We start from the raw sequence: 26207 nt of genomic DNA, 5'->3' as shown, positions 1-26207 counted from the left end.
CATGCAAGCCTTGTAGCCAGTGCGGCAGGCCGCAACCAATGGACGCCAGTTGTTATTCCATGGTTTCCCTGATGCTCACGCGAGGAGCTTCACCTGATAACGATGGCGGCTCGAAGAGGCCAAGAGGCCGCCTACCAACAAAAGCGGGATGGCCCTTCGACCATCCCGCAGCGTGATTGAGATCAGAGACTCTGATTATGCAGGGTCTTTCGGCTTGTCCGGGGCAGGCGCGGGCTTGTCGCCATCGGGTTTCGGTGCATCACCTTCGGTCGGCGGACGGCGGAAGCCGCCTTCGCCTCCTGGAGCACCACCTTCGGGACGACGCGCACCACCCTGACCGGGCTGTCCAGGCTGGCCGGGTTGGCCGCCACGACTGCGCATCATCTCACGCATCTTCTCCGTAGCCTTGATGTACTCGTCTTCGGAGACGCTGCCGTTGGCGTCGGCGTCCATGCGTTTGAACATTTCCTTGGGATCACCAAACATGCCGCCTCCACGCTGGCCGCCTTCACCGCCAGGACCACCGGGGCGCATGCCCTCAGGACGCGGGCCACCTTCGGGGCGCGGCCCGCCTTCGGGACGAGCGCCGGGAGAACCACCTTCACTGCCGGGGGGACGACGGAATCCGCCTTCTCCTCCAGGGGAGCCGCCGGGAGGGCCACCTTCAGGACGGCGCATGCCCTGTCCCTGACTGCCAGCGCCACCGCGCATCAGTTGCGAGATCTTGCCGATCTCGTCCTGATCCACAAAACCGTCGCTGTTAGCGTCCATTTTGCCGAAGCGGTCTTCGCTCTCCTTTTTGCCCATGTTGGCGAACTCGTCTTTGCTGATCTTGCCGTCAGCGTCGGTGTCTGCACGTTTGACGAATTCCGCGACACGATTTGCGGCGTCGCCGCCGCCTTGCGGGCCTCCGGGAGCACCAGGAGGTCTGCCGGGTTGGCCGCCTTCAGGAGGCGGTCCTTTGCGTTCGCCTTCCTGAGCGCTGGCGAAGCAGCTCAGGCACAGGATACTGATGCCGTAGATGAATGTTTTTTTGAGTTTCATGTCGTGAGTGCGTTTGGTTGTTTGAAGCACGACGGCTCAAACCAGCGCCCCACGACTTGGTTGCGAGCTGTGCAAAATTTTCACACCAGCTCCGCCAGCAGCGCCTGATTCAGGCGCACGCCGGCCTCGAAATTCGCGATGGGGAAGTTCTCATTCGGCGCATGCGCCTGGCAGTCCGGCAGCGCGAGTCCGAGCAGCAGCGTGTCGGCTTTGAGCACGTCTTTGAAGGCCTGCACGATGGGGATGCTGCCGCCTTCACGGATGAGCGCAATCTTGTCGCCGAAGACTTTTTTCAGCGCCCGCTGGGCTGCGGTGCCGAGCGTGGAATGCGGGTCCATCAGATACGGCATGCCGGTGTGGCCTGGGATGATTTCAAGACGAACACCCTTTGGCAAATGTGCCCGCAAATGAGCCTCGGCGCGCTTCAGCACGACATCCGGGTTTTGATCCGGCACGAGACGAAACGACAGCTTCACAAACGCTTCGCGACCAATCACGGTCTTCGAGCCTTCGCCCTGATAACCGCCACCGATGCCATTCACTTCGGCGGTGGGACGCGCCCAGCGGCGTTCGCGTTCGGTGTAGCCCGGTTCGCCGAACAGCGCAGGCGATCCGGTGAGTTCGAGCATCTCGGCATCACCATCGCCCAATTCGGCCCAGGCCTTGCGCTCCCAATCCGCGATGTCACGCACACCGTCGTAGAAGCCGTCGATCTTCACACGTCCTTCCGCATCATGCAGGATGGCGGTCAAACGTGCCACGGCTGTGACTGGATTCGCAATGGCACCACCGAAGATGCCGCTGTGCAGATCAATCGCCGGGCCATGCACTTTGGCCTCCATGCAGGCGATGCCGCGCAAGCCATACGTGAACGTGCCGACTCCTGGCGCGACCATGCCGGTGTCCGAAATCGCCACGACATCGCATTTCAACTCATCGCAATGCTGTTCCAGGAACGGCTTCAAGTTCGGGCTGCCGATTTCTTCCTCACCTTCAAACAGCAGGGTCAAATTCACCGGCAGATCGGCATGCTTCGCCAGCGTTTCGGCCAACCCTTGCATGTGCGCCATGAGCTGGCCTTTGTTGTCCGTCGCACCACGGCAGAAGATGCGGCCATCGCGGATTGTCGGCTCAAACGCGGGCGTTTTCCACTCCCCCAGCGGCTCCGCAGGCTGCACATCGTAGTGCGCATACAGCAGCACCGTGCGACGACCGGCGATGTGTTTATTTTTTGCCAGCAGCACCGGATGACCGGGCGTCTCATGCAACTCTCCCGTCAATCCCATCTCACGCACCTTACTCAAGAGCCATTCGGCACACGCACGCACATCAGAACGACGCGCGGAGTCGGTGGAGACGGAGGGAAAACGCAGGCAGGTGAGGAGATGGTCGAGGCCAGGAGGATTCATGGAAAGGAATATGTGTGGCGGCAAACCAACAGCATTCCAACGTGTCCGCGAATCCTAATTTTATTTCACCAGCGCGGCCTTCACCTCGATCTCATCCACGCTGCCCTTGCCACCATACAGATTGATCAGCATGCCTGCCTTTGGGCCTGTGGTCAGCCCGGTTTTGTACTCCAGCACCACGCGGTCGTTCACCTGAATGGTGATCTGCTCCCCCTTCGATTCAAAACACACGCGGTGCCACTCCTCCGGCGCCAGCTTCAGGTTCACCGCCTTCAGCGAGTCCTGGCTTTTGACATCGCGGATGACGACACCACCGGCCTTGCTCACCACGATGGCCAGCTTGCGGTGGGCCGCAGGGCGTTTGTCTACCTCATCCGGCGGCCCGTAAAAGCCAAAGGCGATCCAATTGCACGCCCATGGCTTCACCAGGAGCTGGATGGCCCCGTCCTGCGTCTGCGTGGGAAACTCGCGCCAGATCACCGCGCCCTGCGCGCCGCCCTGGTCCAATTCCAGCGCGCCATCCTTGATGGGAAACTTCGAGCCAAACTCACCGCCGCCTTTGTTGAACAGCCACTTCGCATCCAGCTTCTCGCTGTCAAAGTTGTCTGCCAGCAGCGTCTCGCCCACGCGAATGTCCTTCGTGCGCATAGCCTTGGGCTTTTTGTCTGCGGCGGGGAGGGCGGTGGTCAGCACCAGGAGAGAGAACAGAACGAACTTCATGGCGATGGCTGTGGGAGCGAATTAGTGCGTGACTTCACCTTCGGGAGCCCGAGTGGGCGGCCGGAAGAAGAAGAGCAGGATGAGCATCGCCAGCACGGCCAGGGCAGATGGCAGAAGGAACAAGTTCCTCCAGTCCATGGAGCCGTCCGCCAGGGTGTACTTGGCGTTACCAAAGTAGATCCAGTAGAATTTGGCCAGAATGTCGCCAAGGCCGAAGATCATGAGGTTGAAGAGACCTTGGGCGCTGGTGCGGATGTCAGTCGGGCAGCTCTTTTCCACATAGATATAGATGGTGGCGAAGTAGAAAGCGTAGCAGATGCCGTGGATGAGCTGCACGCCGACCATCAACCACTGGTGCTGCGGCACGAAAGCATACACCAGGAAGCGCAACGCATGACCGGCGATGCCGATGATCATGGTGGTCTTCCAGCCTAGCTTTTTCAAGGTAAGGCCGAGCACCAGCATGGTGAGGATTTCCGCGATCTGGCCCACACTCATGACCGCCTGCGTCCAATTCGCCGGAATGCCGACGCTGGCGCTCTTCAGGAAGTTGTCGGTGTGGAAGAAATAGGTGTTGTGAACGAACGAGTCGATCATCGTGACGATCCACAGCACCAGTATCACGGGATGCTTGAGTACGCCGAACGCCTTCACCAGCGCGGAGGACTCCCCGGCGGCAGCCTTTTTCGGCGGAGTGTGCGGCAGCGTCAGGCTGAAACCCGCCAGTAGCAGCGAAGCAACGCCCGCCACAATGTACGTCCAGCGAGTGCCTGCCACCAGCTTGTCCCCCTCCAGCGGGCTGGCAAAGGCGACGTCAAGCCAGGCCACCATGCCCTGCGGATTCGCGGCGCTCACTTTGTCCCAGTCCACCAACAGGAAGATGAAAGGCCAGGCCGCGAGAATCCAGCCAACAGTGCCGCCCATGCGCACGATGCCATACTCCTTCGCCGCATCACGAATGTTCGCGAAAGCCAGCGTGTTGGCGATCGACATCGTCGGCACATACAGCAGGCAGTGGACGGACATCAGTGTGAAGAACGGCCAGAAAGCCACCTTCCCTGCCGCATCCGCGGGGAGGAAGCCCAGACCCAGGATTGCCAGGCCCGACACCAAGTGGCTGAAGGCCATGAATTTCTCGGCAGCGAAATGGCGGTCCGCAAACTGATTGCTGAAAAACATGCCCAGGATTGCCGAGACCGGGAATGCCAGCAAGATAGCAAGCTGCTCATTGCCACTGAATCCCACCGCCGGCAGGTAACCGAAGATTTTCGGCAGCCACGCCCCCCAAATGAAAAATTCCAGCACCATCATGATGAACAGTTTGGTCGTGTGCGGAGATCGGGAGGCAGTGTCGGTCATAAGTGGCCGCGAGGCTAGGGAACCCGCCACAACTTGGCAAGGACAAAACCACTCCCGCGCTTGAGCCGGTGAAAAGCCGGTGATAAGGGCAGGCATGATCCGCAAAATCGTCCGCTACCCCGACCCCGTGCTCCGCGCCAAGTGCCGCGATGTGACCGACATCACGCCCGACCTCCGCACCTTGGCCGCCGACATGCTCGAAACGATGCATGAGGCGAACGGCATCGGCCTCGCCGCACCGCAGGTCGGCGTGGAGGTACAGCTCGCAGTCATTGATCTCGCGCACAATCCCGACAGCATCAGCTACATGAAGATCGACGGCCAGAAGATCGACATGCCGCAGCACATGCCCGTCATCCTCATCAATCCCAAGCTCGAACTCGGCAGCGCCAAGGAAATCGGCGAGGAGGGCTGCCTCAGTTTCCCGCGTTTGCGCGGCGACATCCGCCGCGCCTACGAGATCAAGGTCACCTATATGGATCTCGACGGCAAAACCGTCACCGTCGAAACCGACGGCCTGCTGGCCCGTGCCTTCCAGCACGAAATTGATCACCTCAACGGCATTCTCTTTATCGACCGCCTCAACGCCGTCGCCAAAGTCAGCATCAAGCGCAAACTCGCCCGGCTGATGGAGGAATGGACAGAGGACGATTGAGTGGAGCCAGCAGTCGGGGTCGAACCGACGACCTGCGGTTTACAAAACCGCTGCTCTACCACTGAGCTATGCTGGCAGGTCCGTGAGGGCGCGATAGTAAACGCCCGCATTCATTCGGCAAATGGATTTGCAGAAGCTTGAGAGAATGGGCGGGTCAGGCAAAGCAAGAACACTTGCCTCTCGATCTCGGCGGCAGGAAGGTCGGACGGCGCAGAAATTCACCCGCATGCTCATCACCAGCTCCTCCAACGAACGCATCAAACACGCCCGCCGCGTGCGCGAAGGCCGTGAGCGTGAACTGATCTTCATCGAGGGAGAGCGCCTCGTGGCCGAGTGTGTTTCCTCGGAACTCAAGCTCCACGCCTGCTTCACCACCGCCGAACCTTCCGAATCGCAGCAAAAGTTACTGGAACGCATCACCTGCCCAGTTTTCCAGCTTTCCGAGTCTGTGCTCGAATCGCTGAGCGACACCACCTCCACTCAAGGCCTCATCGTCATCGCCGAACGCCCGTGGCCGACACTGGATCGCATGTTCGAGAGCCAATCGCCGCTCATCCTCGGCCTCGATCGCATCCAAGACCCCGGCAATCTCGGGACGCTCGTCCGCACGGCGGAAGCCGCTGGTGTGAACGGATTTTTTTCCTTTGCAGGCTCCGCCGATGCCTTTGCGCCCAAAACCCTGCGCAGCTCGATGGGTTCCGCTTTCCGCCTGCCTATTCTGGCCGACGTCTCTGGCCTCGGCACTCTCGAAACCTGCCGCAGCCGTGGCCTCAAGACTGTCGTGGCCACCGGCGAGGCCGATCTTTCGCACTATGACTATGATTGGCGTCAACCCACGCTGCTCATCCTCGGCAACGAAGGCCGTGGAGCCAGCACCGAAATCATGAACGCTTGCGATGCTCACGTGCGCATTCCGCTGCACATGCCTGTCGAATCACTCAACGTCGCCGCAGCCGGTGCCGCAATCTTGTTTGAAGCGGTGAGGCAACGACGGTAGTCGAATCAAGCAATCTCCGGCAGCTTCCATTCACCTCGGAACGGCCGGGCATTCATGAGCGCATTCGCAGCCTCGTCATTCGTGAACATCTCCGTCATTGGGTCCCAGAGCAGCTTGCGCTTCGCCTTCAAGGCCATCGCTGTGAGCTGTGGCAGCGTGTCAGAACGCACTGCCGTCTCAATGTCGCAAATCGCCCGCTGCCCTGTCTTGATCACATCCACAAAATTGCGCGTATGTTCGACGCTCTCGATCAGCTTGACCGGCATCGTGCCCGCCTTGTTCGCCGGATCGCGTAGGATGGCATCGTCGCTGGCGCTGATCTTGCCGCGCAGCACATGCACCCAGCCATTTTCACCGATGAAGCGAGTCCCGTGGCCAATGTCCATGTTCTTCTCATTCACAAAGGTGATCGGAGCCGCGTTCGCGTATTCAAAACGCATCTTCCAGGTCAAGACAGCGTCACAGCCGCCTTTTTCGGGATACGTCGCCTCGCCTTCGACGCTGATCGGCCCCGTTTCATCCGTGCCATTGCCCCATTGGGCTATGTCGAGGTGATGGATGCCCCAGCACGAGATCATGCCGAGTGAGAAATTCGTGATGTTCTCGTGATTGTCGCGCTTGAGCTTCTCCGTGTTGAACGGCGTCATCGGTGCAGGCCCGACCCAGCGCTCCCAGTCCACATGTTCCGGCACCGGTTGCTCCGGAAAGTCAGGACCGATCTTCCCACCGGGAACACCGACCTGAATCTCCTTCAGTTTGCCCAAGCGGCCATTGCGCGCGAGTTCGCAGGCCCAGCGGAACTTCAAATCACTGCGCTGCTGCGTGCCAAACTGAAACACCACGCCTGTCTTCTTCACCGCCGCCCGCACATGCTTCGATTCGACCATCGACATGCCCATCGGTTTCTCGTGATAGATGTGCTTGCCATTCATAATCGCATCCGTGGCCGGAATACTGTGCCAATGCACCGGCAGCGCCATCAGCACGGCATCAATCAATGCATCCCGGTTCAGTTCACGAAAATCGCGATACACCTTCACATCCGCGCTGCCGTAGCGCTCGGCGATGATCCCCTTGGCACGCTCAATGTTCTTTGTGTTCACGTCGCAGAGTGCCGTCACCCGCACATCGTCGTGATTCAGGAATGCCCGCATGTCTCCTGTGCCTTGCGCACCGACACCGATTACTCCCAGTGTGATCTTGTTGGACGGCGCTGTCTGCGAGCGCAGCACATGTGCGGGAACAAACGCAGGAGCAACACCAGTGGCAATGATCTGGGAAAGGAATAAGCGGCGGGATTTCATGGGAAAGGAGATTACTTCGACCGCTCCGAGTTTGGCAATACCACAGCTTGCGAACGTCTCTCCTCCCCTGCATTTCTTCGCATGGCAGAACACCATTTTGATTTCGTGGTCATCGGCGGCGGCAGCGGCGGCTACGCGGCGGCTAGAACGGCTCACAGTGCCGGATTGAGCGTCACCGTGATCGACGGCGCATCTGAACTCGGCGGCCTGTGCATCCTGCGCGGCTGCATGCCGAGCAAGACGCTCATCGAATCCGCCAACCGCCAGCTCCACATCCGCCACACCGCCGAATTCGGCCTCAAAGCCACCTCCCACGGCGTCGATGTGCGAGCCATTCGTGATCGCAAACGCACTCTGATCGCCGACTTCGCCGGTTATCGTCAGGGACAGCTCGAAGACGGTCGTTTCGTCCTTTATCGCGGCCACGCCCGCTTTCTGAACCCACACACCGTCGAAGTCGTCCCGCGCGACGGTTCCGCCAGCTTCCAAATCACCGCACGCAGCTTCTGCATCGCCACCGGTTCCGAGGTTGCCGTTCCCGACGTGCCTGGACTCGCCGAAACCGGCTACTGGACCAGTGATGACGTGCTGGATGCCGATTCACTGCCGCACAGCATTGCCGTACTCGGCGGCGGAGCCATCGCTCTTGAAATGGCACACTACCTTGAGGCGATGGGCTGCCAAATCACACTCATTCAGCGCAACTCCCAGCTTCTCACCGGCCTCGATCGCGAATGCAGCGATGTCATCGCCAAAGCTTACACAGAACGCGGCATGACCGTACATCTCGGCACGCACCTCAACCGCATTTCCACCCACGAAGGCCGCAAGCGCGTTGAATTCACCACCGACGGACACACGCACGCCATTCTCGTCGATCAAATCCTCCTCGCCATGGGCCGCCAGCCTGCAACACGCGAACTCGATCTCGAAAAAGCCCAGGTGTCCCTGCACAAGACCAAGATCGTCGTCAACGACCGCATGCAGACCTCCCAGCCACACATCTTCGCCGCAGGTGATGTGTGCAGCCCGCTCGATGTCGTCCACCTCGCCATCCAGCAGGGCGAAATCGCCGCGCGCAACGCCTCCAAATTTCTCAAAGGCTCGTCCGCCGATGAAACCATCGACTACCGACTGACTCTCTTTGGTGTCTTTTCCCATCCACAGGTTGCCGTCGTCGGAGCCACGACTGAGAAGCTCAAGGCGCAGAGCATCCCCTTCCTCAGCGCCAGCTATCCCTTCAACGACCACGGCAAGTCCATGGTCATGGGCGAGATTGCCGGCTTCGTGAAGATGCTCGCTCACGCCGAGACCGGCGAGATCCTCGGTGCCTGCGTCGTCGGCCCCGAAGCGACGGAGTTAATTCATGAAGTCGTCATCGCCATGAACTTCCGCGCCACCGTGAAGCAGTTCATGGCCATTCCACACTACCACCCGACGCTAAGCGAGATCTGGACCTATCCCGCCGAGGAGATCGCGGATCAGCTCGCTGACTGAAACAGGATCGGACATAACAATCCCCAGAAAAGGCATGGTCCTTTGGTCGTTAGAATGAAAAGCTAACGTCCATCTCATGTCCCGCCCTCTCATTCTCCTCCTGGCATTTCCCGCCTTGCTCGCAGCGGAGCCTGCCAAACTAAAGTACAACCGCGATGTGCGGCCGATTCTCAATGAGAAGTGCTTTCATTGCCACGGCACAGACGCCAGCCATCGCAAAGGCGACCTGAGACTAGATTTGCGTGAGCAGGCGATGAAACCGGCCAAGTCGGGTGACATCGCAATCGTGCCAGGCAAACCGGAGCAGAGCCAGATCGTCGCTCGCGTGGAGCTTCCACATGAAGACGATGACGTGATGCCACCCGAGAAAGATGGCAAGCCGCTGACCAGCGAGGAGAAAGCCATTCTGAAACAGTGGATCAGTGAAGGCGCGGAGTATCAGGGACACTGGGCGTTTCTAAAGCCGGAGCGCTCGCCTGCACCGAAGATTGAGAATCCGCAGATCACCATCCGAAACGAGATTGATGCCTTCATAGCCACCCGACTTGAACAAGAAGGTCTCCAAGCTTCGCCGGAAGCGGATCGCGCCACCTTGCTGCGCCGGGTGACGCTCGATCTTACCGGCCTGCCACCGACGCTGGAGGAGATCGCGGCCTTTGAAAAGGACGCATCACCGAAAGCTTACGAGGCGGTGGTGGACCGCCTGCTGAAGTCCGAGCACTACGGCGAACGCATGGCCATGCAATGGCTCGATTTTGCGCGCTTCGCCGACAGCCACGGCTTCCAGACGGACAGCAGCCGCGCCATGTGGCCCTGGCGTGACTGGGTGATCAAGGCCTTCAATGACAACAAGCCCTTCGACCAGTTCACCATCGAGCAGATCGGCGGCGATCTGCTGCCAAATGCCAGCCGTGATCAAATTGTGGCCACGGGCTTCAATCGCAACCACCGCCTGAACGGCGAAGGCGGCATCATTGCTGAAGAATGGCGCATTGAGAACATCATCGACCGCGTGGAGACGACGAGCTTCACCTGGCTCGGGCTCACGTTGAATTGCTGCCGCTGTCACGATCACAAGTATGATCCGCTTACCCAAAAGGACTTTTATTCGTTCTTCGCTTTCTTCAACAACGTCGCTGAAAGCGGGACCATCCAGGGTGCCTCAAACCGTAGCGGCGGCAATTCCGATCCAGTGATCGTTGTACCGGACAAGGAAGACGAGATTCAGCTCGCGCAGCTCAAAAAAGCCGTCACCAAGGCGGAGGCCAGTGTCACCGAGACTCAGCTCCAACTGCCCAACCTCGTCGCCAGTTGGGAAGCGGACATGGAAAGCCCCGAGACCACCAAGAAACAAATGTGGGAAGTCCTGCAGGTGAAGGATGCGAAGTCAAAAGGCGGTGCAGCGCTGCGCAAGCTGCCCGATGCCTCATGGATCGCTGGCGGTCGCAATCCTGACACAGACACTTACACAATCACTTCGCCGCTGACGGAGGGAACGTTCACCGGACTGCTGCTCGAAGCATTGCCCGACCCCACGCTGCCAAATCAAAGCCTGGGCCGCGCCTTCAACGGCAACTTCGTGCTGACCGGCATCGAAGGCGAGATCAGCGCGCCGGGCTTGAAGATGCCGGTGAAGATCGCCTTCACCCGTGCCGAGGCCGATTACGCGCAGAAGGGCTACGATGTGAAGTTGCTGATCGACAAAGAACCGGCCAACGGCTGGGCCATTGATGGCAACGACCCGAAGAAACGCGTGGACCGCAAGGCGATGTTCATCGTGGACAAAGCACTGACCGTGCCCGCAGGCGCGACGTTGACCGTGCGTCTGGTGCATCAGTCGAAGTTTTCCGGCCACAACATCGGCCGCTTCCGAATGTCTGCGACCGATGCCGAGCCAGCGCTTGCCAGCCTTGATGGCACCGGCGGACCACCCGCCGCCGTGCTCGCCATCATGAAGACGCCGACGGAGAACCGCACGCCGCAGCAGCGTGCCGAACTGGAAAAGTTTTACCGTGCGAGCGTTGACAGTCCATTGCGTGATGCCGACTACGCGCTGGCAGCGGCCAAGACTGAGCTTGAGAAATTTGAGCGCACTGTCCCGTCCGTGATGGTGATGAAGGAAGGCCCGGTGCGCGATGCCTTCATCCTCAAACGTGGCGAGTATGACAAACCGGGCGACAAGGTGAGCATGACCACGCCCGCCGTGCTGCCACCGATGCCGAAGGACGCTCCGCTGAACCGCCTTGGCCTTGCGAAGTGGATGGTTGATCCCGCCAATCCTCTCACGGCCCGTGTCTGGGTGAATCGTGCATGGGAGAATTTCTTTGGCTACGGCCTGTCGAAGTCCACCGAGAACCTGGGCACGCAGTCCGAGTATCCTGTGCATCCCGAATTGCTCGACTGGCTCGCCACCGAGTTCATCCGTACCGGTTGGGACATGAAGGCGATGCAGAAGCTCATCGTCATGAGCGCCACCTACCGCCAGTCATCGAAACTCACCCCCGCGCTACTCGAAAAAGATCCCGAGAACCGCCTGCTGGCCCGGGGACCGCGGTTCCGTCTTGCTGGCGAGATCGTGCGCGATCAGGCGCTCGCCATTGCCGGCCTGCTGGTGCCGAAGATCGGCGGACCGTCCGTAAAACCCTACATGCCCGAAGGTGTGTGGGATGAAACGAGCAAATACGGCGACCTGCGCGGCTACAAGGCCGACTCCGGCGACGGCCTCTACCGCCGCAGCTTCTACACCATCTGGAAACGCACCGCCGCACCGCCCACGATGCTGCTCTTCGACGCGCCCACGCGTGAAATCTGCACGGTGAAGCGCAGCCGCACGAACACACCGCTGCAGGCGCTTTCGTTGCTCAATGAAGTCACGTTTGTCGAAGCCGCGCGCGGTCTCGCACAGCAGATGATGCAGCATGGTGGCACCACGCCAGAGCAGCGCATCGCTTATGGCTTCAAGCGTGCCACCGCGCGCGACATCGAACCCGCCGCGCTCAAGCAACTCACCGCTGGTTTTGCCAAACGCGTCGAGTTTTTCAAATTCAAGCCCGCCGAGGCCACCGCCCTGCTCTCCCAAGGCGCGACCAAAGCCGACGCCTCGCTCAATCCCGCCGAACTCGCTGCTTATACAACGACTGCCACTGTGCTTCTGAACCTCGACCGTGTCGTAACCCGCGACTGACATGAACAACCCAGCCCTTCAACTCCAGGACCGGCTCAACCGCCGCATCTTCCTCAAACAAAGCACGTCTGCCATCGGTGCTGCCGCGCTCGGCTCGTTGCTGCAAGATGAGGCCGCCGCAGCAATGCCTGCGCGTCAATTTCCCAACTTCGCTCCCAAGGCGAAACGCATCATCTATCTGTTCCAGTCCGGCGCTCCTTCGCAGATGGATCTCTTCGATCCAAAACCGCAGATGGAAAAACATCGCGCCGAGGATCTGCCCGCCAGCATTCGTCAGGGCCAGCGACTCACGACGATGACATCGGGTCAGAAAGCGTTCCCTGTCGCTCCTTCGCTCTTCAAATTCGCTCAACATGGCCAGGGCGGCATCTGGTTGAGCGAGCTGTTCCCGCATCTCTCCACCGTGGCAGATGAGATGTGCGTGATCCGTTCGATGTTCACCGAGGCGATCAATCACGATCCAGCGATCACCTTTTGCCAGACGGGTTCACAACTCGCAGGTCGTCCCAGCATCGGCGCATGGCTCAGCTATGGCCTCGGCAGCATGAATCACGATCTGCCGGCTTATGTCGTGATGACCTCCTTCGGCACTGGTCGTCGCGATGACCAGCCGCTCTACGACCGCCTGTGGGGCAGCGGTTTCCTGCCCACGCAGCATCAGGGCGTGCGCTTCCGCAATGCGGGTGATCCCGTGCTCTACCTCTCCAATCCCGCCGGAGTGGACCGCCCCATGCGCCGCCAGATGCTTGATGAACTCGCCGCGCTCAATCAGCGCGACTTCGAGGCCTTTGGTGATCCTGAAATCAGTGCGCGCATCTCCCAATACGAAATGGCCTTCCGCATGCAGATGAGCGTGCCTGATCTCGTGGATACCTCCAAAGAGCCCAAGCACGTGCTCGACAGCTACGGCCCCGATGTGATGAAACCCGGCACCTACGCCGCGAACTGTCTGCTCGCCCGCCGCCTCGCCGAGCGCGATGTGCGCTGCATCCAACTCTTCCACATGGGCTGGGACCACCACGGTGGTCTGCCCAACGCCATCCGTGGCCAATGCCGCGACACCGACCAGCCCACCACCGCGCTCATCAAGGATCTGAAACAACGCGGACTGCTCGATGACACGCTCATCGTCTGGGGCGGTGAATTCGGCCGCACGATCTATTCCCAAGGCACGCTCACCGCCACCAACTACGGTCGCGATCATCATCCGCGCTGCTATTCCATCTTCATGGCCGGTGGTGGCGTGAAAAAAGGCACCACCTACGGCGAAACCGACGACTACAGCTACAACATCGTCCGCGATCCTGTGCATGTGCATGATCTCAATGCCACCCTCATGCACCTGCTAGGCATCAACCATGAGCGCCTCAATTTCAAATTCCAAGGTCTCGACATGCGCCTCACTGGCATTGCTGGCAATCTCGTGAAGGGCGTGCTGGCCTAGCGTCCTTTGCGTTCACGCTGCCGTTGCCGAAACTCCGACGGTCCGCAACCGACCTGCCGGGCAAACATGCGGCTGAAGTAATGTCGGTTGGGAAAGCCAAACTCGACGGCGATTTGATCGATCGTCTTGTCCGTGAGTGCCAAAGCCTCGCCTGAGAGTCGAATTCTTGTGCTCAAGACATACGCGGCAGGCGTCTGGCCGGTGTGCTCACGGAAACTGCGGATGAAACGCTCCACGCTCATGCCCGCACGCTCGGCGAGGAAGGGATTCGTCAGCTTGCTGTGCGGCGCACGGGCAATGAGAGCCAGCACTTCAACGATACGCTCCGGCATCGCAGGCGGTGAGTCGGTTTCGAGCGTGGCGAAAACGGTGTGCAGCAGCGCGGCGCTGAGATGATGCAGACGGTGATCACGCAGTTCTGTCGGTGGTTCGCGATGCGTGAAGATAAGTTTGGTCAGCAGCGTCCGCAGTGAATCATCGGCCGAAATGACGATGGGAGCGGCAGGAATGGACACACCGGGCCGTGCGGTGGTGAAGTGCAGCCAGAAGTGGCAGGCCTTCACCGGGGCGCAACAGTCGAACACCGTGTCCGCCGGGATCAAGACCGCCTTCTTTGGCTCCAGCGCGATTTTCTGCCCCTGAAACAGCAGATAGCAGCCGGGTTTGGGATTGTAGTAGAAGCGCCAGAAGGGTGAATCGACGCCCTGATGATTCCAATCCTCCAGATGAGGCTGGTAGCCGCTTTCGTGGATCAAAAACGGCGTCCAGCCCGATTTCGCCACGCGGGCAAGATCCACGCCCCAGGGCGTGGTGTAGTTGAGGTACTTGCGCCGGTTCGACATGCCAGTGTTGTAATCAGATACGGCGGCATCTGGCATTTATCGCAATCATCCTGGCCTCGTCAGCAGAATCAGACACAAAACAAGCATAAACAGGCACAGACAACCGACGTTGATGATGAGCGATGCGATTCCTCCTTTTCATCCTCACCACGAGTTCTGCCCTTGCTGCGAATCTGCCGCCGGATCATGCCCAGCGCATGGAGCGCGGCTTGAAGTTGTTTCAGCAGGATGTGGCGGCCCTTTTGAAGGAAAACTGCCTCAAGTGCCACGGCGGCGAAAAAGTGAAGAGCGACTTCGACATGGCCACGCGTGAGGATTTGCTGCGCGGCGGCTCGCACGGCAGCGTGGTGGTGCCTTTCGATGCGAAGAGCAGTTCGCTCGTGGCGCAGATCAACCACGCCAAGGAGCCGCACATGCCGGACAGCAGCCCGAAGCTGCCTGAAGAAGCCATTTCGAAGATTGCGGCGTGGATTGATGATGGGGCGCCGTATTCCGCACCGCTCATCGCCGGGAAGAAGCCGAAGAAGGACAGCAGCGTCGTGACGGACGAAGATCGCCAGTGGTGGGCCTTCCAGCCGCTGAAAAAGGTGCAGGCGAAGAGCATTGATGAGCTGCTTTTGAAGAACGCAAAGGGCATGACCTTTGCACCGGCTGCGGACAAAGCGGTGCTGGTGCGGAGGCTGTTTCTGGATCTGACGGGGCTGCCGCCGTCAGAGGTTTTGGACACGGCTGACCTGAGTGACCTGATTGACGCGCTGCTCGAATCTCCGCGCTACGGCGAACGCTGGGCACGCCACTGGCTCGACGTGGCCCGCTATGCCGAGAGCACGGGCTTTGAGCAGGACTACGACCGCCCGTTTGCGTTTCATTACCGCGACTTCGTGATCAAGGCGCTGAACTCGGACATGCCGTATGACCAGTTCGTGAAGTGGCAGCTCGCAGGAGACGAATACGAGCCGCAGAACCCGCTGGCACTTGCAGCGACGGGTTTTCTCGGCGCGGGCGTGTTTCCCTCACAAATCACCGCGAACGAGGTCGAAAGCTCCCGCTACGATGCGATGGACGACATGCTGGGCACGACGGCGGGTGGCATGCTCGGACTCACGCTGAGCTGCGCCCGCTGTCACGATCACAAATTCGATCCGCTGCCCACCCGCGACTACTACGCGATGCTGAGCACCTTCACCACGACCACACGCATGAATGTGGATGTGCATCCTGACGGCAAAGTGACCTCCGCCATCACGACGATGAATGCCAAAAAGAACACGCCAGCCATCCAAGGTGCCACACGCATGATGATCTGCGCCGAGGGCTATGATCCCATCGTCATGCACACGCAGGGCGGGCCGTTCTTTGACAAGACGCATGTGCTGAAGCGCGGCAATCCTCTCATGAAGGACGGCGAGGCCGTGCAGGGCTTCTTGCAAGTGCTGAGCAAGCCCGGCGACTCGAAACGCTGGCAATGGCAGCCGCCGAAGGACGCGAAATACAACGGCAGGCGGCGTTCGCTGTCGAACTGGATCACGGATGTCGATCAGGGAGCCGGTGCGCTGCTAGCGCGGGTGATCGTGAACCGCCTGTGGCAGCATCATTTCGGCACGGGCCTCGTCCCGACGCCGAATGACTTCGGCAAGACCGGCACGCCTTGCACGCAGCCCGAGTTGCTCGATTGGCTGGCGGGTCAGCTCATCACGAATGGTTGGAAGCTCAAACCCATCCACAAGATGATCCTCATGAGCCGTGCCTGGCAGCAAAGCAGCGCCCGCGATGCCAAGAAGGAAGCCGCCGACCCCGCGAACGGTCTTTTCATGCGCTTCGTGCCGCAGCGGCTCGAAGCCGAGGCGATCCGCGACTCGATGCTGGCCGTGAGCGGCGTGTTGGACGCAACCATGTTCGGCCCCGGCACTCGCGATGAGAACAGCAAGCGCCGCAGCATCTACTTCAACATCAAACGCAGCCAGCTCATCGGCAGCATGGTGGCCTTTGACCTGCCCGAGCCGCTCGTGAGCCAAGGCGCACGCCCCACGACGACCGTGGCCCCGCAGGCCCTCGTGCTCATGAACAGCCCCCAATCCCGATCATGGGCCGAAGGGCTCGCCAAACGCGTTTCAGCCGCTGGCGATGCCGCGAAGCAGATCGCGATGATTTACCGCCTTTGCTTCAACCGTGTTCCAAAAGCCGATGAAGTGGCCGCCGGTGCCGAGTTTTTGAAATCAGCCGGTTCCCTGGCAGATTACTGCCAGGTGGTGCTGAGCTTGAATGAATTCATTTACGTCAACTGACATGAACACACTCTCTTATTCCCGTCGTGAAATGCTCGCTCGTGCGGGCGGTGGTTTTGGGATGCTGGCGTTCGCTTCGATGCTGGAGGCGGCGAAGAATCCTTTCTCGCCGAAGGTGCCGATGCAGGTCGGGGGGAAGGCGAAGTCGATCATCTGGATCTTCACCAACGGCGGGCCGTCACAGGTCGATACCTGGGATTACAAGCCGGAGCTGGCGAAGCGCGATGGGCAAACGCTGGAGGGGTTTGATCCGAAAACGGGCTTCTTCCCCGGATCGGTGGGCGGGCTGATGAAGTCCCCGTTCGAGTTCAAGCAGCACGGGCAGAGCGGGACGTGGTGCAGCGATCTGTTTCCGAAGACGGCGATGCATGTGGACAAAATGTGCTTCATCCACAGTTGCTGGACGGGATCGAACAATCACTCCCCCGCCCTTTTCATGATGAACACAGGCACCACGCGCATGGGCTACCCGTGTGTGGGTTCGTGGGTGAACTACGGCCTCGGCAGCGAGAGCGATTCGCTGCCTAGCTTTGTGGTGATGAGCGATCCACTGAATCGCGGCCTGCCGAAGGGCAGCGCGGCGAACTGGGGCGCGGGCTTTTTGCCAAGTGTGTATCAGGGGACGTGGCTGAAGCCCAGCGGGGCGCCCATCGACAACCTCGCGTTGCCTGCCTCGCTCACGCCGCAGCGTCAGCGGGCGCAGCTCGATCTGCTGGCGTGGCTGAATCGTCAATCGCTCGGCGGATCGGCCATCGAGAGCGAGCTGAATGCCCGCATCGAGAGCTTTGAGCTGGCTTACCGCATGCAGACCTCGGCCCCGGAGGCTTTTGATGTCAAAGGTGAGCCGGAGCACATCCAGAAGCTCTATGGCGTGAATGAGAAGCACTGTGGCCACTTCGCCGCGCAGTGTCTCACTGCGCGGCGCATGGTGGAGCGCGGCGTGCGCTTCATCCAGCTCTACAGCGGCGGCATGGAGAACCAGCAGAGCTGGGACGGCCACAAGGACATCCTCGGCAACCATCGCGGCTTCGCGAATGAGAGCGACCAGCCTGTGGCGGCACTGATCAGCGATCTGGAGCAGCGTGGATTGCTCGATCAGACGCTCATCGTCTGGGGCGGTGAGTTTGGGCGTCTGCCCATCGCGCAAAAAGGCGATCAGCCGGGACGTGATCACAATCCGCACGCCTTCACCGTCTGGATGTGCGGCGGCGGAGTCAAAGGCGGCTACCACCACGGCGAGAGCGATGAAATCGGCTTCAAAGCCGCCATCGACAAAGTCAGCGTACATGACCTTCATGCTACGATCCTCGCGGCAGCCGGACTCGATCACGAGCGGCTCACCTTCAAATTCCAAGGTCTCGATCAGCGTCTGACAGGCGTGGAGAATCCGAAGGTGGTGAAGGCGGTGTTTGCATGAGATACTTAACAGCCATGACGCGCGGCCTTTTTGTCATCCTCTTCATTTCATTGTTCACGACCTCCCTTTCGGCGGCTCCCGCCAAGGTGAAGTTCAATCGCGATGTGCGCCCGATTCTCTCGGACAAGTGCTTCTTCTGCCACGGTCCTGACCCCAAGAAGCGTGAAGCCGATCTGCGGCTGGATGAGCGCAACGCTGCCGTGGAAGCGAAGGCATTTGTCCCTGGCAAAGCCGAAGTGAGCGAGATGATCCAGCGCATCCTCTCCACGGATGCCGACGACCACATGCCTCCGGCCAAATCGAAGCTCGGCGACCTCACGGCAGATGAAATCGCCATCCTGAAGCAGTGGATCGACGAAGGGGCGGAATATGAGGCGCATTGGGCATTCATTTCGTTGAAGCCGGAGGCGACCAAGGACCAGAGCATCGACAAGATCGTCAGCACTGGTCTGGCAGAGCGCGGTTTGAAGCTTCAGCCCGAAGCGACGCCGGAAACACTCATCCGCCGCCTTAGCTTCGATCTCACCGGCCTGCCACCGACGCCGGAGGAAGTCACCGCCTTTGTCACCGAGCATCAGTTTGATCCAGCATCAAGCATCCAGCATCTAGTGACGAGGCTCCTCGCCTCACCGCAATACGGCGAACGCATGGCGGTGGACTGGCTCGACGTGGCGCGCTACGCGGACAGCTACGGCTTCCAGGTGGATCGCGAACGCGAGGTGTGGCCTTGGCGCGACTGGGTGGTGAAGGCCTTCAACGACAACCTGCCATACGACAAGTTCGTGACCTGGCAGCTTGCGGGTGATCTGCTGCCGAATGCCACGGATGAACAGATCCTCGCCACCGCGTTCAATCGCCTGCATCAGCAGGAGAACGAAGGCGGCAGCGTGGAGGAGGAATACCGCGTCGAATACGTCGCCGACCGCGTGCAGACCGTGGCGACAGCATTTCTCGGCCTGACCTTCGAGTGCTCTCGCTGTCACGATCACAAGTATGACCCGATCACGCAGAAGGACTATTACGGACTCTTTTCGATGCTGCAGAACATCGACGAAGCTGGCTTGTATTCCTTCTTCACGCCTTCACCGCCGACTCCGGCAATGATGCTGATGGATCAGCCTGCGAAGGACAAGATGGTGGCGCTCAAAGCCAAGGTGGCAGCCTTGGAGAAGCCAAACTCACCCACTCAGCCCGACCTAAGCCGCGATGAACTGGCTCACTTCACGTTTGACGAGCTGAAGGGCAACAAGCTGGCCGATTCGCTGCATGCGGCACCTCCGCCGCAGCCGAAGAAGGACGCCAAAGACAAAGGTCCACCTGATCCCGCCGCCGTGCTGAAGGGTGAGAACAAACTGGTGCCCGGCAAGATCGGCAATGCCATCCAATTCACCGGCGATGACGCGGTGGACACGCCGCTGGGCAATTTCCAGCGCCACGAGCCCTTCAGCGTGTCTCTGTGGATGCAAACACCGGATGTGAAGGACCGTGCGGTGGTGTTTCATCGCTCACAGGCCTGGACGGACGCAGCAAGCCGCGGCTACGAGCTGCTGATTGAAGAAGGAAAGCTCAAGTGGTCGCTGATTCACTTCTGGCCAGGCAATGCGATCAGCATCCGAACCAAGGAGAACATCCCGCTGAAGCAATGGCTGAATGTGTTGGTGACGTATGATGGCAGCAGCCGTGCGGATGGGTTGAAGATCTTCGTGGAAGGCAAACAAGCCGCAGTGGATGTCATCAAAGACAACCTGACGAAAACCATCGCCGGTGGCGGCCATGACAACATCAGCCTCGGCGAGCGCATGCGGGATCGCGGCTTCAAAGGCGGCCTGATTGATGACTTCCGCGTGTTTGGCCGCGATCTGACCACGGAGACGAACGCCGACCTGCAAAAGGCGCGGGCCGAGCTGTATGCTTTTCAGGATGCGCAGAAGGAGCTGATGGTCATGAAGGAGCTGCCGCAGCCCAAGAAGGCCTACGTGCTCACTCGTGGCGAGTATGACAAGCGCGGCGAAGAAGTCGGCCCCACCACTCCTGCGTCGCTGTCACCGTTTCCAAAGGGAGCGCCGAAGAACCGCCTCGGTTACGCGCAATGGCTCACCGCGCCGGATCATCCGCTCATGGCGCGGGTCACGGTGAACCGCCTGTGGCAGAGTTTGTTCGGACGCGGACTGGTGAAGACGACGGAAGACTTCGGCAGTCAGGGCGAGCGGCCGTTGTATCCCGAGCTGATCGATTACCTCGCCATGAAGTTCATTCAGAGCGGCTGGGATGTGAAGGCGCTGGTGAAGGAGATCGTCACAAGCCAGGCGTATCGTCAGAACAGCATCGCCGATGCGAAGACGATGGCGGATGATCCCGACAACCAATGGCTTGCTCGCGGTCCAAGCTTCCGGCTGCCTGCGGAGATGATTCGTGACAATGCCTTGGCTACTGCTGGCTTGATCAAGCTCACGATGGGTGGCCCGCCCGTGCATTCCTATGAGATGTCCGAAGCCTTCAAGCCCGTCACCCCAGGCGCAGGCGACACGGTCTATCGCCGCAGTCTCTACTCCAACTGGCGCCGCACCAGCCCTCCGCCCGCCATGGTCGCCTTCGATGCGCCACGACGTGCGGTGTGCATTTCGCGACGCGAACGCACCGATTCACCACTCCAAGCGCTCATTCTGCTCAACGGCGTGCAGTATGTAGAGGCGGCGCGTGTGCTCGGCGAGAAGCTGCATCTCGAAGCGAAGGGCAACCTGCCCCAGATGATCGAATCCGGCTTCCTGCGCTGCCTGAGCCGGAAACCGGATGCGAAAGAGATGCAAATCTGCACCCAGCTCTATCAGGAACAGCTCGCTCATTTCAAAGCGGTGCCGAAGGAGGCCGAAGAACTTTTCAAAACAGGGAATGCCAAGCGAGATGTCTCCGTTACGGCTCCTGAAGCGGCGGCTGCGGCGGTTCTGGCGCAGGCTTTGATGAATCATGATGCCTCTGTCGTTAAACGTTAACCGACTTCACTCGATGACCACTTCCGCCAACTTGCTTCATCGCCGCTCCTTTCTGAACCGCTTTGGTTTAGGCTTGGGCGGCATCGCTTTGAATGAAATGCTGGCCCAGGAGAGCCACGGTGCCGCTGCGGCGGTGGATCGGGGCGTTTTGGGCAGCACGCATCATTTTGCGAAGGCGAAGCGGATCATTTATCTGTTCATGTCGGGCGGGCCGTCGCATCTGGATCTGTTCGATTACAAGCCGCTGCTGAACCAGCGGAACGGCGAGCAGCTTCCTGACTCGGTGCGCGGTGGGCAGCGGTTGACGGGGATGTCGGGGAATCAGTCGTCGATTCCAATGGTGGGATCGCCGTTCAAGTTCACGCAGCATGGGCAGGCGGGTGGATGGTTCAGCGAGTTGCTGCCGCACACAGCGAGCATCGCGGACGACATCTGCGTGGCGCGGTCGATGTTCACAGAGTCGATCAATCACGGGCCGGGAGTGACGTTTTTCCAGACGGGATCGCAGATCGCGGGGCGGCCGAGTTTTGGCTCGTGGCTGAGTTATGGGCTTGGTGCGGAGAATGCGAATCTGCCGTCTTTCACGGTGCTGATCACGAAGGGTAAGGGTGGGCAGCCGCTGGGATCGCACCTGTGGGGCAGCGGTTTCTTGCCGACGAGACATCAGGGCGTGCTGTTCCGTGCGGCGAAGGACCCGGTGCTGTATCTCGGCAATCCGGCGGGCGTGAGCGCTGACAGCCGCAGACTGATGCTAGATCGCCTCAAGGAACTGAATGAGCATCAGTTTGCCGGAACGCCGGACGCGGAGATTCAGAATCGCATCGACCACTATGAAATGGCCTTCCGCATGCAGACGAGCATTCCCGAAGTGACGGATCTGAGCGATGAGCCGCAGCATGTGCTCGACAGCTACGGGCCGGATGTGAAGACGCCGGGCACTTTTGCCGCGAACTGCCTGCAAGCGCGTCGTCTGGCGGAAAAAGGCGTGCGTTTCATCCAACTCTACCATCAGGACTGGGATCATCACGGCGGTCTGCCCGGTGCGCTGCCGAAGTTGTGCAAGGAAACCGACCAGCCAGCCGCAGCACTGGTCAAAGACCTCAAACAGCGCGGTTTGCTGGATGATACACTCGTCGTCTGGGGCGGCGAGTTTGGCCGCACGGCCTATTGCCAGGGCAAGATCAGCACGAACTTTGGCCGAGATCATCATCCTCGCTGTTTCAGCGCGTGGTTCGCGGGCGGCGGCATCAAGGCAGGGTCGGTGTATGGCGAGACGGACGATTTCGGCTACAACACGGTCAAGGACGGCCTGCACATCCACGATTTCCACGCCACGCTGATGCACCTGCTCGGCATCGACCACGAACGGCTGACGTACAAGTTCCAGGGACGCCGCTACCGGCTCACGGATGTGCATGGGCATCTGGTGAAGGGCATCGTGGCGTAGGGCGAGCGTCCCGCTTGCCCAAACTGCAACCGGGACGGTTGCACTACGCACCAACCGCGTGTTCATTCGCGGCTCATGAGCCAAGCCAGAACCGCCAAGCAGCACCGCAAAACCGCCGAGACGGACATTGAGATCGAACTCAATGTCGATGGGAGCGGCAAATCGCAGATCGACACAGGAGTGCCGTTCTTCGACCACATGCTGACTCTGTTCACGAAGCACGGCCTTTTTGACCTCAAGGTGAAGGTCGTGGGCGACATTGAAGTCGATTACCATCACACGGTCGAGGACACCGGCATCGTGCTAGGCAACTGCTTCCGCGAAGCCTTGGGCAACAAGGCTGGCATCGTGCGCTACGGCTTCTGGCTTCTTCCCATGGATGAAACGCTCGCCGAAGTCGCGCTCGACCTCAGCGGACGCTCCTTCCTCAGCTATCACGCGCCTGAGAACGTCGAAGCCATTGGCGGAGTGAACCGCTTCAGCTACCAGCTCGTGGAGGAATTCCTGCGCGCCTTCGCTTCGAGCCTACTGGCGACGCTTCACGTCGAAATCCGTCGCGGACGCGACGCGCATCACATGGCGGAAGCAATCTTCAAAGGTCTCGCACGCGCGCTGGATGCGGCCACCAAGCACGATCCGCGCGTCACCGGCATCCCCAGCACAAAAGACGTTCTGTGATGAAACTCGGCGTGCTGGATTATGGCGCGGGGAACCTGCGCAGCGTGTTGAATGCCTTCGAGGCCATCGGAGCGCATGCGAATCTCGTCACGAAGCCGGAGGACTTCGACGGCATTGATGTGCTCGTGTTTCCGGGTCAGGGCGCGTTCGGGGATTCCGTGCGCATTCTGAAGGAAACCGGGCTGTGGGAGCCGCTGCGGGCCTGGTTGAAAGCGGAGAAGCCGTATCTCGGCATCTGTCTCGGCTACCAGCTCCTGTTTGAAAGCAGCGAAGAATGCCCCGGTGTCGAAGGTTTGTCCGCAGTGGCTGGCAAAGTGCGCAAATTCGATGCGGCGAGCGGTTTGAAGATCCCGCACATGGGCTGGAACGTCGCGCAGTGGGAAACGAGCCAGTCAGCGGTTTGGAGCGGGCTGCCGAACCCGACTTACATCTATTTCGTTCACTCCTATTACCCCGAGGTGCAGGATGAATCGCTGGCTCTGTGCCGCACGGATTACGGCGTGAGCTTCATCAGCGGCATCGCGAAGAAGAACCTCGTCGCGGTGCAGTTTCACCCGGAAAAGAGCCAGGAGGCGGGCCTCACCCTGCTGCGCAATGCGCTGAAGGTTTTGGAAGAGTCGCGAGCGTAACTGCAAGCGGGAGTTTCTTGCATGCCTCCGGCATGCGCCCTTGAGAGAAGGCGTTTCTCCATTCGATCCGGGGGTGGTCGCTCGTTCCTTGCTCAACCCCCGGCTACCTTCTTTGATCCCTCCGGGATCAAACTGATTGAACAGCTTTGACCGCGTCTTTGAGGATGGAGCTTTGAAGTTTCGCCATCTCGCGTGCTTCGTCTGTTTCATGATCGTCCCAGCCGGCGAGGTGAAGCAGGCCGTGAACGAGGTAGAGTGCGACTTCGTGATCAACTGATTGACCGTGATCGAGGCCTTGGCGCTGCGCGGTATCGGCACTGATGAGGATCTCGCCGTGGTGAAAGGTGATGACGTCGGTGGGCGTGGGATCATCGAGGAAATCGCCATGCACGCGAGCGATGTCGGCATCATCGACGATGGTGATCTCGATCTCGGGAAGTGATGCGAGCGGTGCGTCGGATGATTTGAGAGCCGCGAGGCAGCCGGGCAACGCGGCTTTGCCGATGCGTCGAAGCCAGGGCAGCGGGATGACGTGCGCCTTCTGACGGTTGTAGATGCAAAGCTTCGGGAGCGGCATCAGGCGGCGGAAGCAGGAGGCGATTTACGGCTGCGGCTCTTTTTGACCGTGGACTCGGCGGCAGACCCGGCGAAAGAGGCCTCCACGATTTTGTTGGATGCGGCAGAAGGAGTTTCGTCATCCCCGGCCAGGAGAGGTTTGGACTCATCACGCACAGGTGCCTGAGGCTTGGATTCGACGGCCTTCTGATATTTGATGCGGCCATGCATCATGCTGAGCAGGGTTTTGGCAAAGCTGGCCTTGATCCTGGCAAGCTCAGCGATGGTGAGATCGCATTCATCAAGCTGCCCATCCACCATGCGGGCCTGCACAATTTCATCGATCATCGTCTCGATGCGCGAGGCATTCGGCTTTTCAAGCGTGCGTGAGGCGCTCTCGACGGCGTCGGCAAGCGAGATGATGGCGGATTCCTTGTATTGCGGCCTCGGGCCGGGATAACGGAAGGTTTCCTCGCTGACCTGCGGCACGTCATCTTCCTTGGCCTTGGACTGCCTGACCAGACGTTCCATCTCCGCCTTTTGATCGAGCGCCTGACGGTAGAAAAACCACGCGAGCGAGGTTCCGTGATGCTGCTCGATCACGTCGATGATGCGTGAGTTGAGGTTGTGCTTGATGGCGAGATCGACGCCATCTTTGACGTGGGCGATGATGACGAGGGCGCTCATGCGCGGCGTGAGATCCTCGTGCGGATTGGCCGAGGGATCCATGTTCTCGATGAAGTACTCCGGCTTGCTGAGCTTGCCGATGTCATGGAAGTAGGAGCACACACGGCACATGCCAGCACTGGCACCGATGTTTTCGGCGGCGGCCTCTGACAGGTTCGCAACGACGAGGCTGTGATGGTAGGTGCCGGGAGCTTCGATGCTGAGCCGACGCATGAGCGGATGGTTCAAATCCGCGAGTTCGAGCCAGGAAACATCGGTGGTGACTCCGAACACGCTTTCCAGCACGGGGAGGAGTCCACCAACAGCCATGCCGGTGACAATGCCTATCACCAAGGGAAGACCGACCATGCGTCCGATTTTTTCCTCCATGATGACGCCAGCAGCCTCATGCAGCAGCAGCGAATAGGCCATTGCCACGACACCCACGTAGAGACCTGCCATGAACAGACGATTGCGCCGACGAACGCGTTTGGTCAGCAGAACGCCGGTAAAACCGATGATGACCGAGGTGGCCATGTAGGTCGGCGCTGAGACCGACACGCAGACCAAAACTCCCAACAGCGTGGCATAGATGGCCCCAAAGAGTCCGATGCGGCGGCCCAGGATGACTGAGAGCACGAGCGGCCCGAAGGCATGTGGCAGAACGACGGCCTTGAGCGTCTTGCCCCAGCTTTGCCCCGAGGACATGTCGAGCGTGAAAACGATCAAGGCGAGGTGGGTGAAAATCGTCCCCAGAACGAGCAGCAAGACGCCATTGTCACTGATTTCCTGCCGCAACACCACACGCTCGTGCGCCACCAATGCAAAGCCGATAGCGGCTGCATAAAGCGCATGCAGCCACGTGAGGGCAGGCAAGCCATCCTCGACACGGGTGCCAAGGCGCATCAGCACGACGACGCCGATGAAGAACAGCACATAGACACCGACGGTGCCAGCCGGATGGGTCCGCATCTCGTCAAAGAGATCGCCTTCCTGGTGCTTCCGGCGAGTTTTACCGCAGGAAAGCCCTTCGCGTTGCAGACGGGCACGACGAATGGACTCAAACATGATTCGGGAAGGGAGAT

Annotated in this window: 19 protein-coding genes and 1 tRNA gene; 11 read left to right on the top strand and 9 right to left on the bottom strand. The window is 60.0% G+C overall.

What is annotated here, in order from left to right:
- Positions 1-195: 195 nt before the first annotated feature.
- From U1A53_RS19460 to U1A53_RS19445, 4 genes are all read right to left on the bottom strand, one after another.
- Positions 196-1044, bottom strand: coding sequence for an EF-hand domain-containing protein (locus tag U1A53_RS19460; protein ID WP_322283519.1), 849 nt, complete (start codon positions 1042-1044; stop codon positions 196-198).
- An 80-nt stretch (positions 1045-1124) separates the two neighbouring features.
- A complete protein-coding gene (locus tag U1A53_RS19455) occupies positions 1125-2453 on the bottom strand; it encodes a dipeptidase (protein ID WP_322283518.1) in 1329 nt (442 codons plus the stop codon).
- Positions 2454-2513: 60 nt separating this feature from the next.
- Positions 2514-3173: a hypothetical protein gene (locus U1A53_RS19450; RefSeq protein ID WP_322283517.1), complete on the bottom strand. Its 660-nt coding sequence runs from the start codon at positions 3171-3173 to the stop codon at positions 2514-2516.
- 21 nt (positions 3174-3194) lie between these two features.
- Positions 3195-4532, bottom strand: a complete 1338-nt coding sequence (locus U1A53_RS19445) for an MFS transporter (RefSeq protein WP_322283516.1) — start codon at positions 4530-4532, stop codon at positions 3195-3197.
- Between the two features lie 94 nt (positions 4533-4626).
- On the opposite strand from U1A53_RS19445, the gene def reads away from it, so the two are divergent.
- Positions 4627-5187 (top strand): peptide deformylase, encoded by a 561-nt coding sequence (gene def / locus U1A53_RS19440; RefSeq protein WP_322283515.1) that lies wholly within the window; start codon positions 4627-4629, stop codon positions 5185-5187.
- Between the two features lies 1 nt (position 5188).
- Here def and U1A53_RS19435 read toward each other — a convergent pair.
- Positions 5189-5263: transfer RNA gene (locus U1A53_RS19435), tRNA-Thr, on the bottom strand.
- Between the two features lie 150 nt (positions 5264-5413).
- On the opposite strand from U1A53_RS19435, the gene U1A53_RS19430 reads away from it, so the two are divergent.
- A complete protein-coding gene (locus U1A53_RS19430; RefSeq protein WP_322283514.1) occupies positions 5414-6184 on the top strand; it encodes an RNA methyltransferase in 771 nt (256 codons plus the stop codon).
- A gap of 5 nt (positions 6185-6189) precedes the next feature.
- Here U1A53_RS19430 and U1A53_RS19425 read toward each other — a convergent pair whose 3' ends face one another.
- Positions 6190-7488 (bottom strand): Gfo/Idh/MocA family oxidoreductase, encoded by a 1299-nt coding sequence (locus U1A53_RS19425; RefSeq protein WP_322283513.1) that lies wholly within the window; start codon positions 7486-7488, stop codon positions 6190-6192.
- A gap of 81 nt (positions 7489-7569) precedes the next feature.
- Here U1A53_RS19425 and U1A53_RS19420 point away from each other — a divergent pair, with 81 nt between their 5' ends.
- The 3 genes from U1A53_RS19420 to U1A53_RS19410 all read left to right on the top strand — a co-directional run bounded on the left by U1A53_RS19420 (position 7570) and on the right by U1A53_RS19410 (position 13613).
- A complete protein-coding gene (locus tag U1A53_RS19420; RefSeq protein ID WP_322283512.1) occupies positions 7570-8985 on the top strand; it encodes an FAD-dependent oxidoreductase in 1416 nt (471 codons plus the stop codon).
- A gap of 76 nt (positions 8986-9061) precedes the next feature.
- Positions 9062-12169 carry a PSD1 and planctomycete cytochrome C domain-containing protein gene (locus tag U1A53_RS19415; protein WP_322283511.1) on the top strand — a complete coding sequence of 1036 codons (3108 nt, stop codon included), beginning with the start codon at positions 9062-9064 and terminating at the stop codon, positions 12167-12169.
- A 1-nt stretch (position 12170) separates the two neighbouring features.
- Positions 12171-13613 carry a DUF1501 domain-containing protein gene (locus U1A53_RS19410; RefSeq protein WP_322283510.1) on the top strand — a complete coding sequence of 481 codons (1443 nt, stop codon included), beginning with the start codon at positions 12171-12173 and terminating at the stop codon, positions 13611-13613.
- Here the strand turns inward: U1A53_RS19410 and U1A53_RS19405 are convergent.
- Complete coding sequence (locus U1A53_RS19405; RefSeq protein ID WP_322283509.1) at positions 13610-14491, bottom strand: AraC family transcriptional regulator; 882 nt, start codon at positions 14489-14491, stop codon at positions 13610-13612. The two genes, U1A53_RS19410 and U1A53_RS19405, sit on opposite strands and share 4 nt — an antisense overlap.
- 86 nt (positions 14492-14577) lie before the next feature.
- On the opposite strand from U1A53_RS19405, the gene U1A53_RS19400 reads away from it, so the two are divergent.
- The 6 genes from U1A53_RS19400 (at position 14578) to hisH (ending at position 23901) form a co-directional block, all read left to right on the top strand.
- Positions 14578-16740 carry a PSD1 and planctomycete cytochrome C domain-containing protein gene (locus U1A53_RS19400; RefSeq protein WP_322283508.1) on the top strand — a complete coding sequence of 721 codons (2163 nt, stop codon included), beginning with the start codon at positions 14578-14580 and terminating at the stop codon, positions 16738-16740.
- A 1-nt stretch (position 16741) separates the two neighbouring features.
- Entirely contained in the window at positions 16742-18157 is a 1416-nt protein-coding gene (locus tag U1A53_RS19395) for a DUF1501 domain-containing protein (RefSeq protein WP_322283507.1), read from the top strand.
- A 14-nt stretch (positions 18158-18171) separates the two neighbouring features.
- Positions 18172-21147, top strand: a complete 2976-nt coding sequence (locus U1A53_RS19390; protein ID WP_322283506.1) for a DUF1553 domain-containing protein — start codon at positions 18172-18174, stop codon at positions 21145-21147.
- Between the two features lie 13 nt (positions 21148-21160).
- Positions 21161-22594, top strand: a complete 1434-nt coding sequence (locus U1A53_RS19385; protein WP_322283505.1) for a DUF1501 domain-containing protein — start codon at positions 21161-21163, stop codon at positions 22592-22594.
- 75 nt (positions 22595-22669) lie between these two features.
- Positions 22670-23272: an imidazoleglycerol-phosphate dehydratase HisB gene (hisB, locus tag U1A53_RS19380; protein WP_322283504.1), complete on the top strand. Its 603-nt coding sequence runs from the start codon at positions 22670-22672 to the stop codon at positions 23270-23272.
- Positions 23272-23901: an imidazole glycerol phosphate synthase subunit HisH gene (hisH, locus tag U1A53_RS19375; protein ID WP_322283503.1), complete on the top strand. Its 630-nt coding sequence runs from the start codon at positions 23272-23274 to the stop codon at positions 23899-23901. The genes hisB and hisH overlap by 1 nt, the downstream gene beginning before the upstream one ends.
- A 127-nt stretch (positions 23902-24028) precedes the next feature.
- Here hisH and ybeY read toward each other — a convergent pair whose 3' ends face one another.
- Entirely contained in the window at positions 24029-24478 is a 450-nt protein-coding gene (gene ybeY, locus U1A53_RS19370) for an rRNA maturation RNase YbeY (protein ID WP_322283502.1), read from the bottom strand.
- Positions 24478-26190, bottom strand: coding sequence for an HDIG domain-containing metalloprotein (locus U1A53_RS19365; RefSeq protein WP_322283501.1), 1713 nt, complete (start codon positions 26188-26190; stop codon positions 24478-24480). Before U1A53_RS19365 ends, ybeY begins: the two co-directional genes overlap by 1 nt.
- Positions 26191-26207: the final 17 nt, after the last annotated feature.

The organism is Prosthecobacter sp., assembly GCF_034366625.1.
Taxonomy (GTDB): Bacteria; Verrucomicrobiota; Verrucomicrobiia; order Verrucomicrobiales; family Verrucomicrobiaceae; genus Prosthecobacter.
Note: the sequence above shows the minus strand (reverse complement) of the source record. Positions and strands in the feature narration are given on the sequence as shown.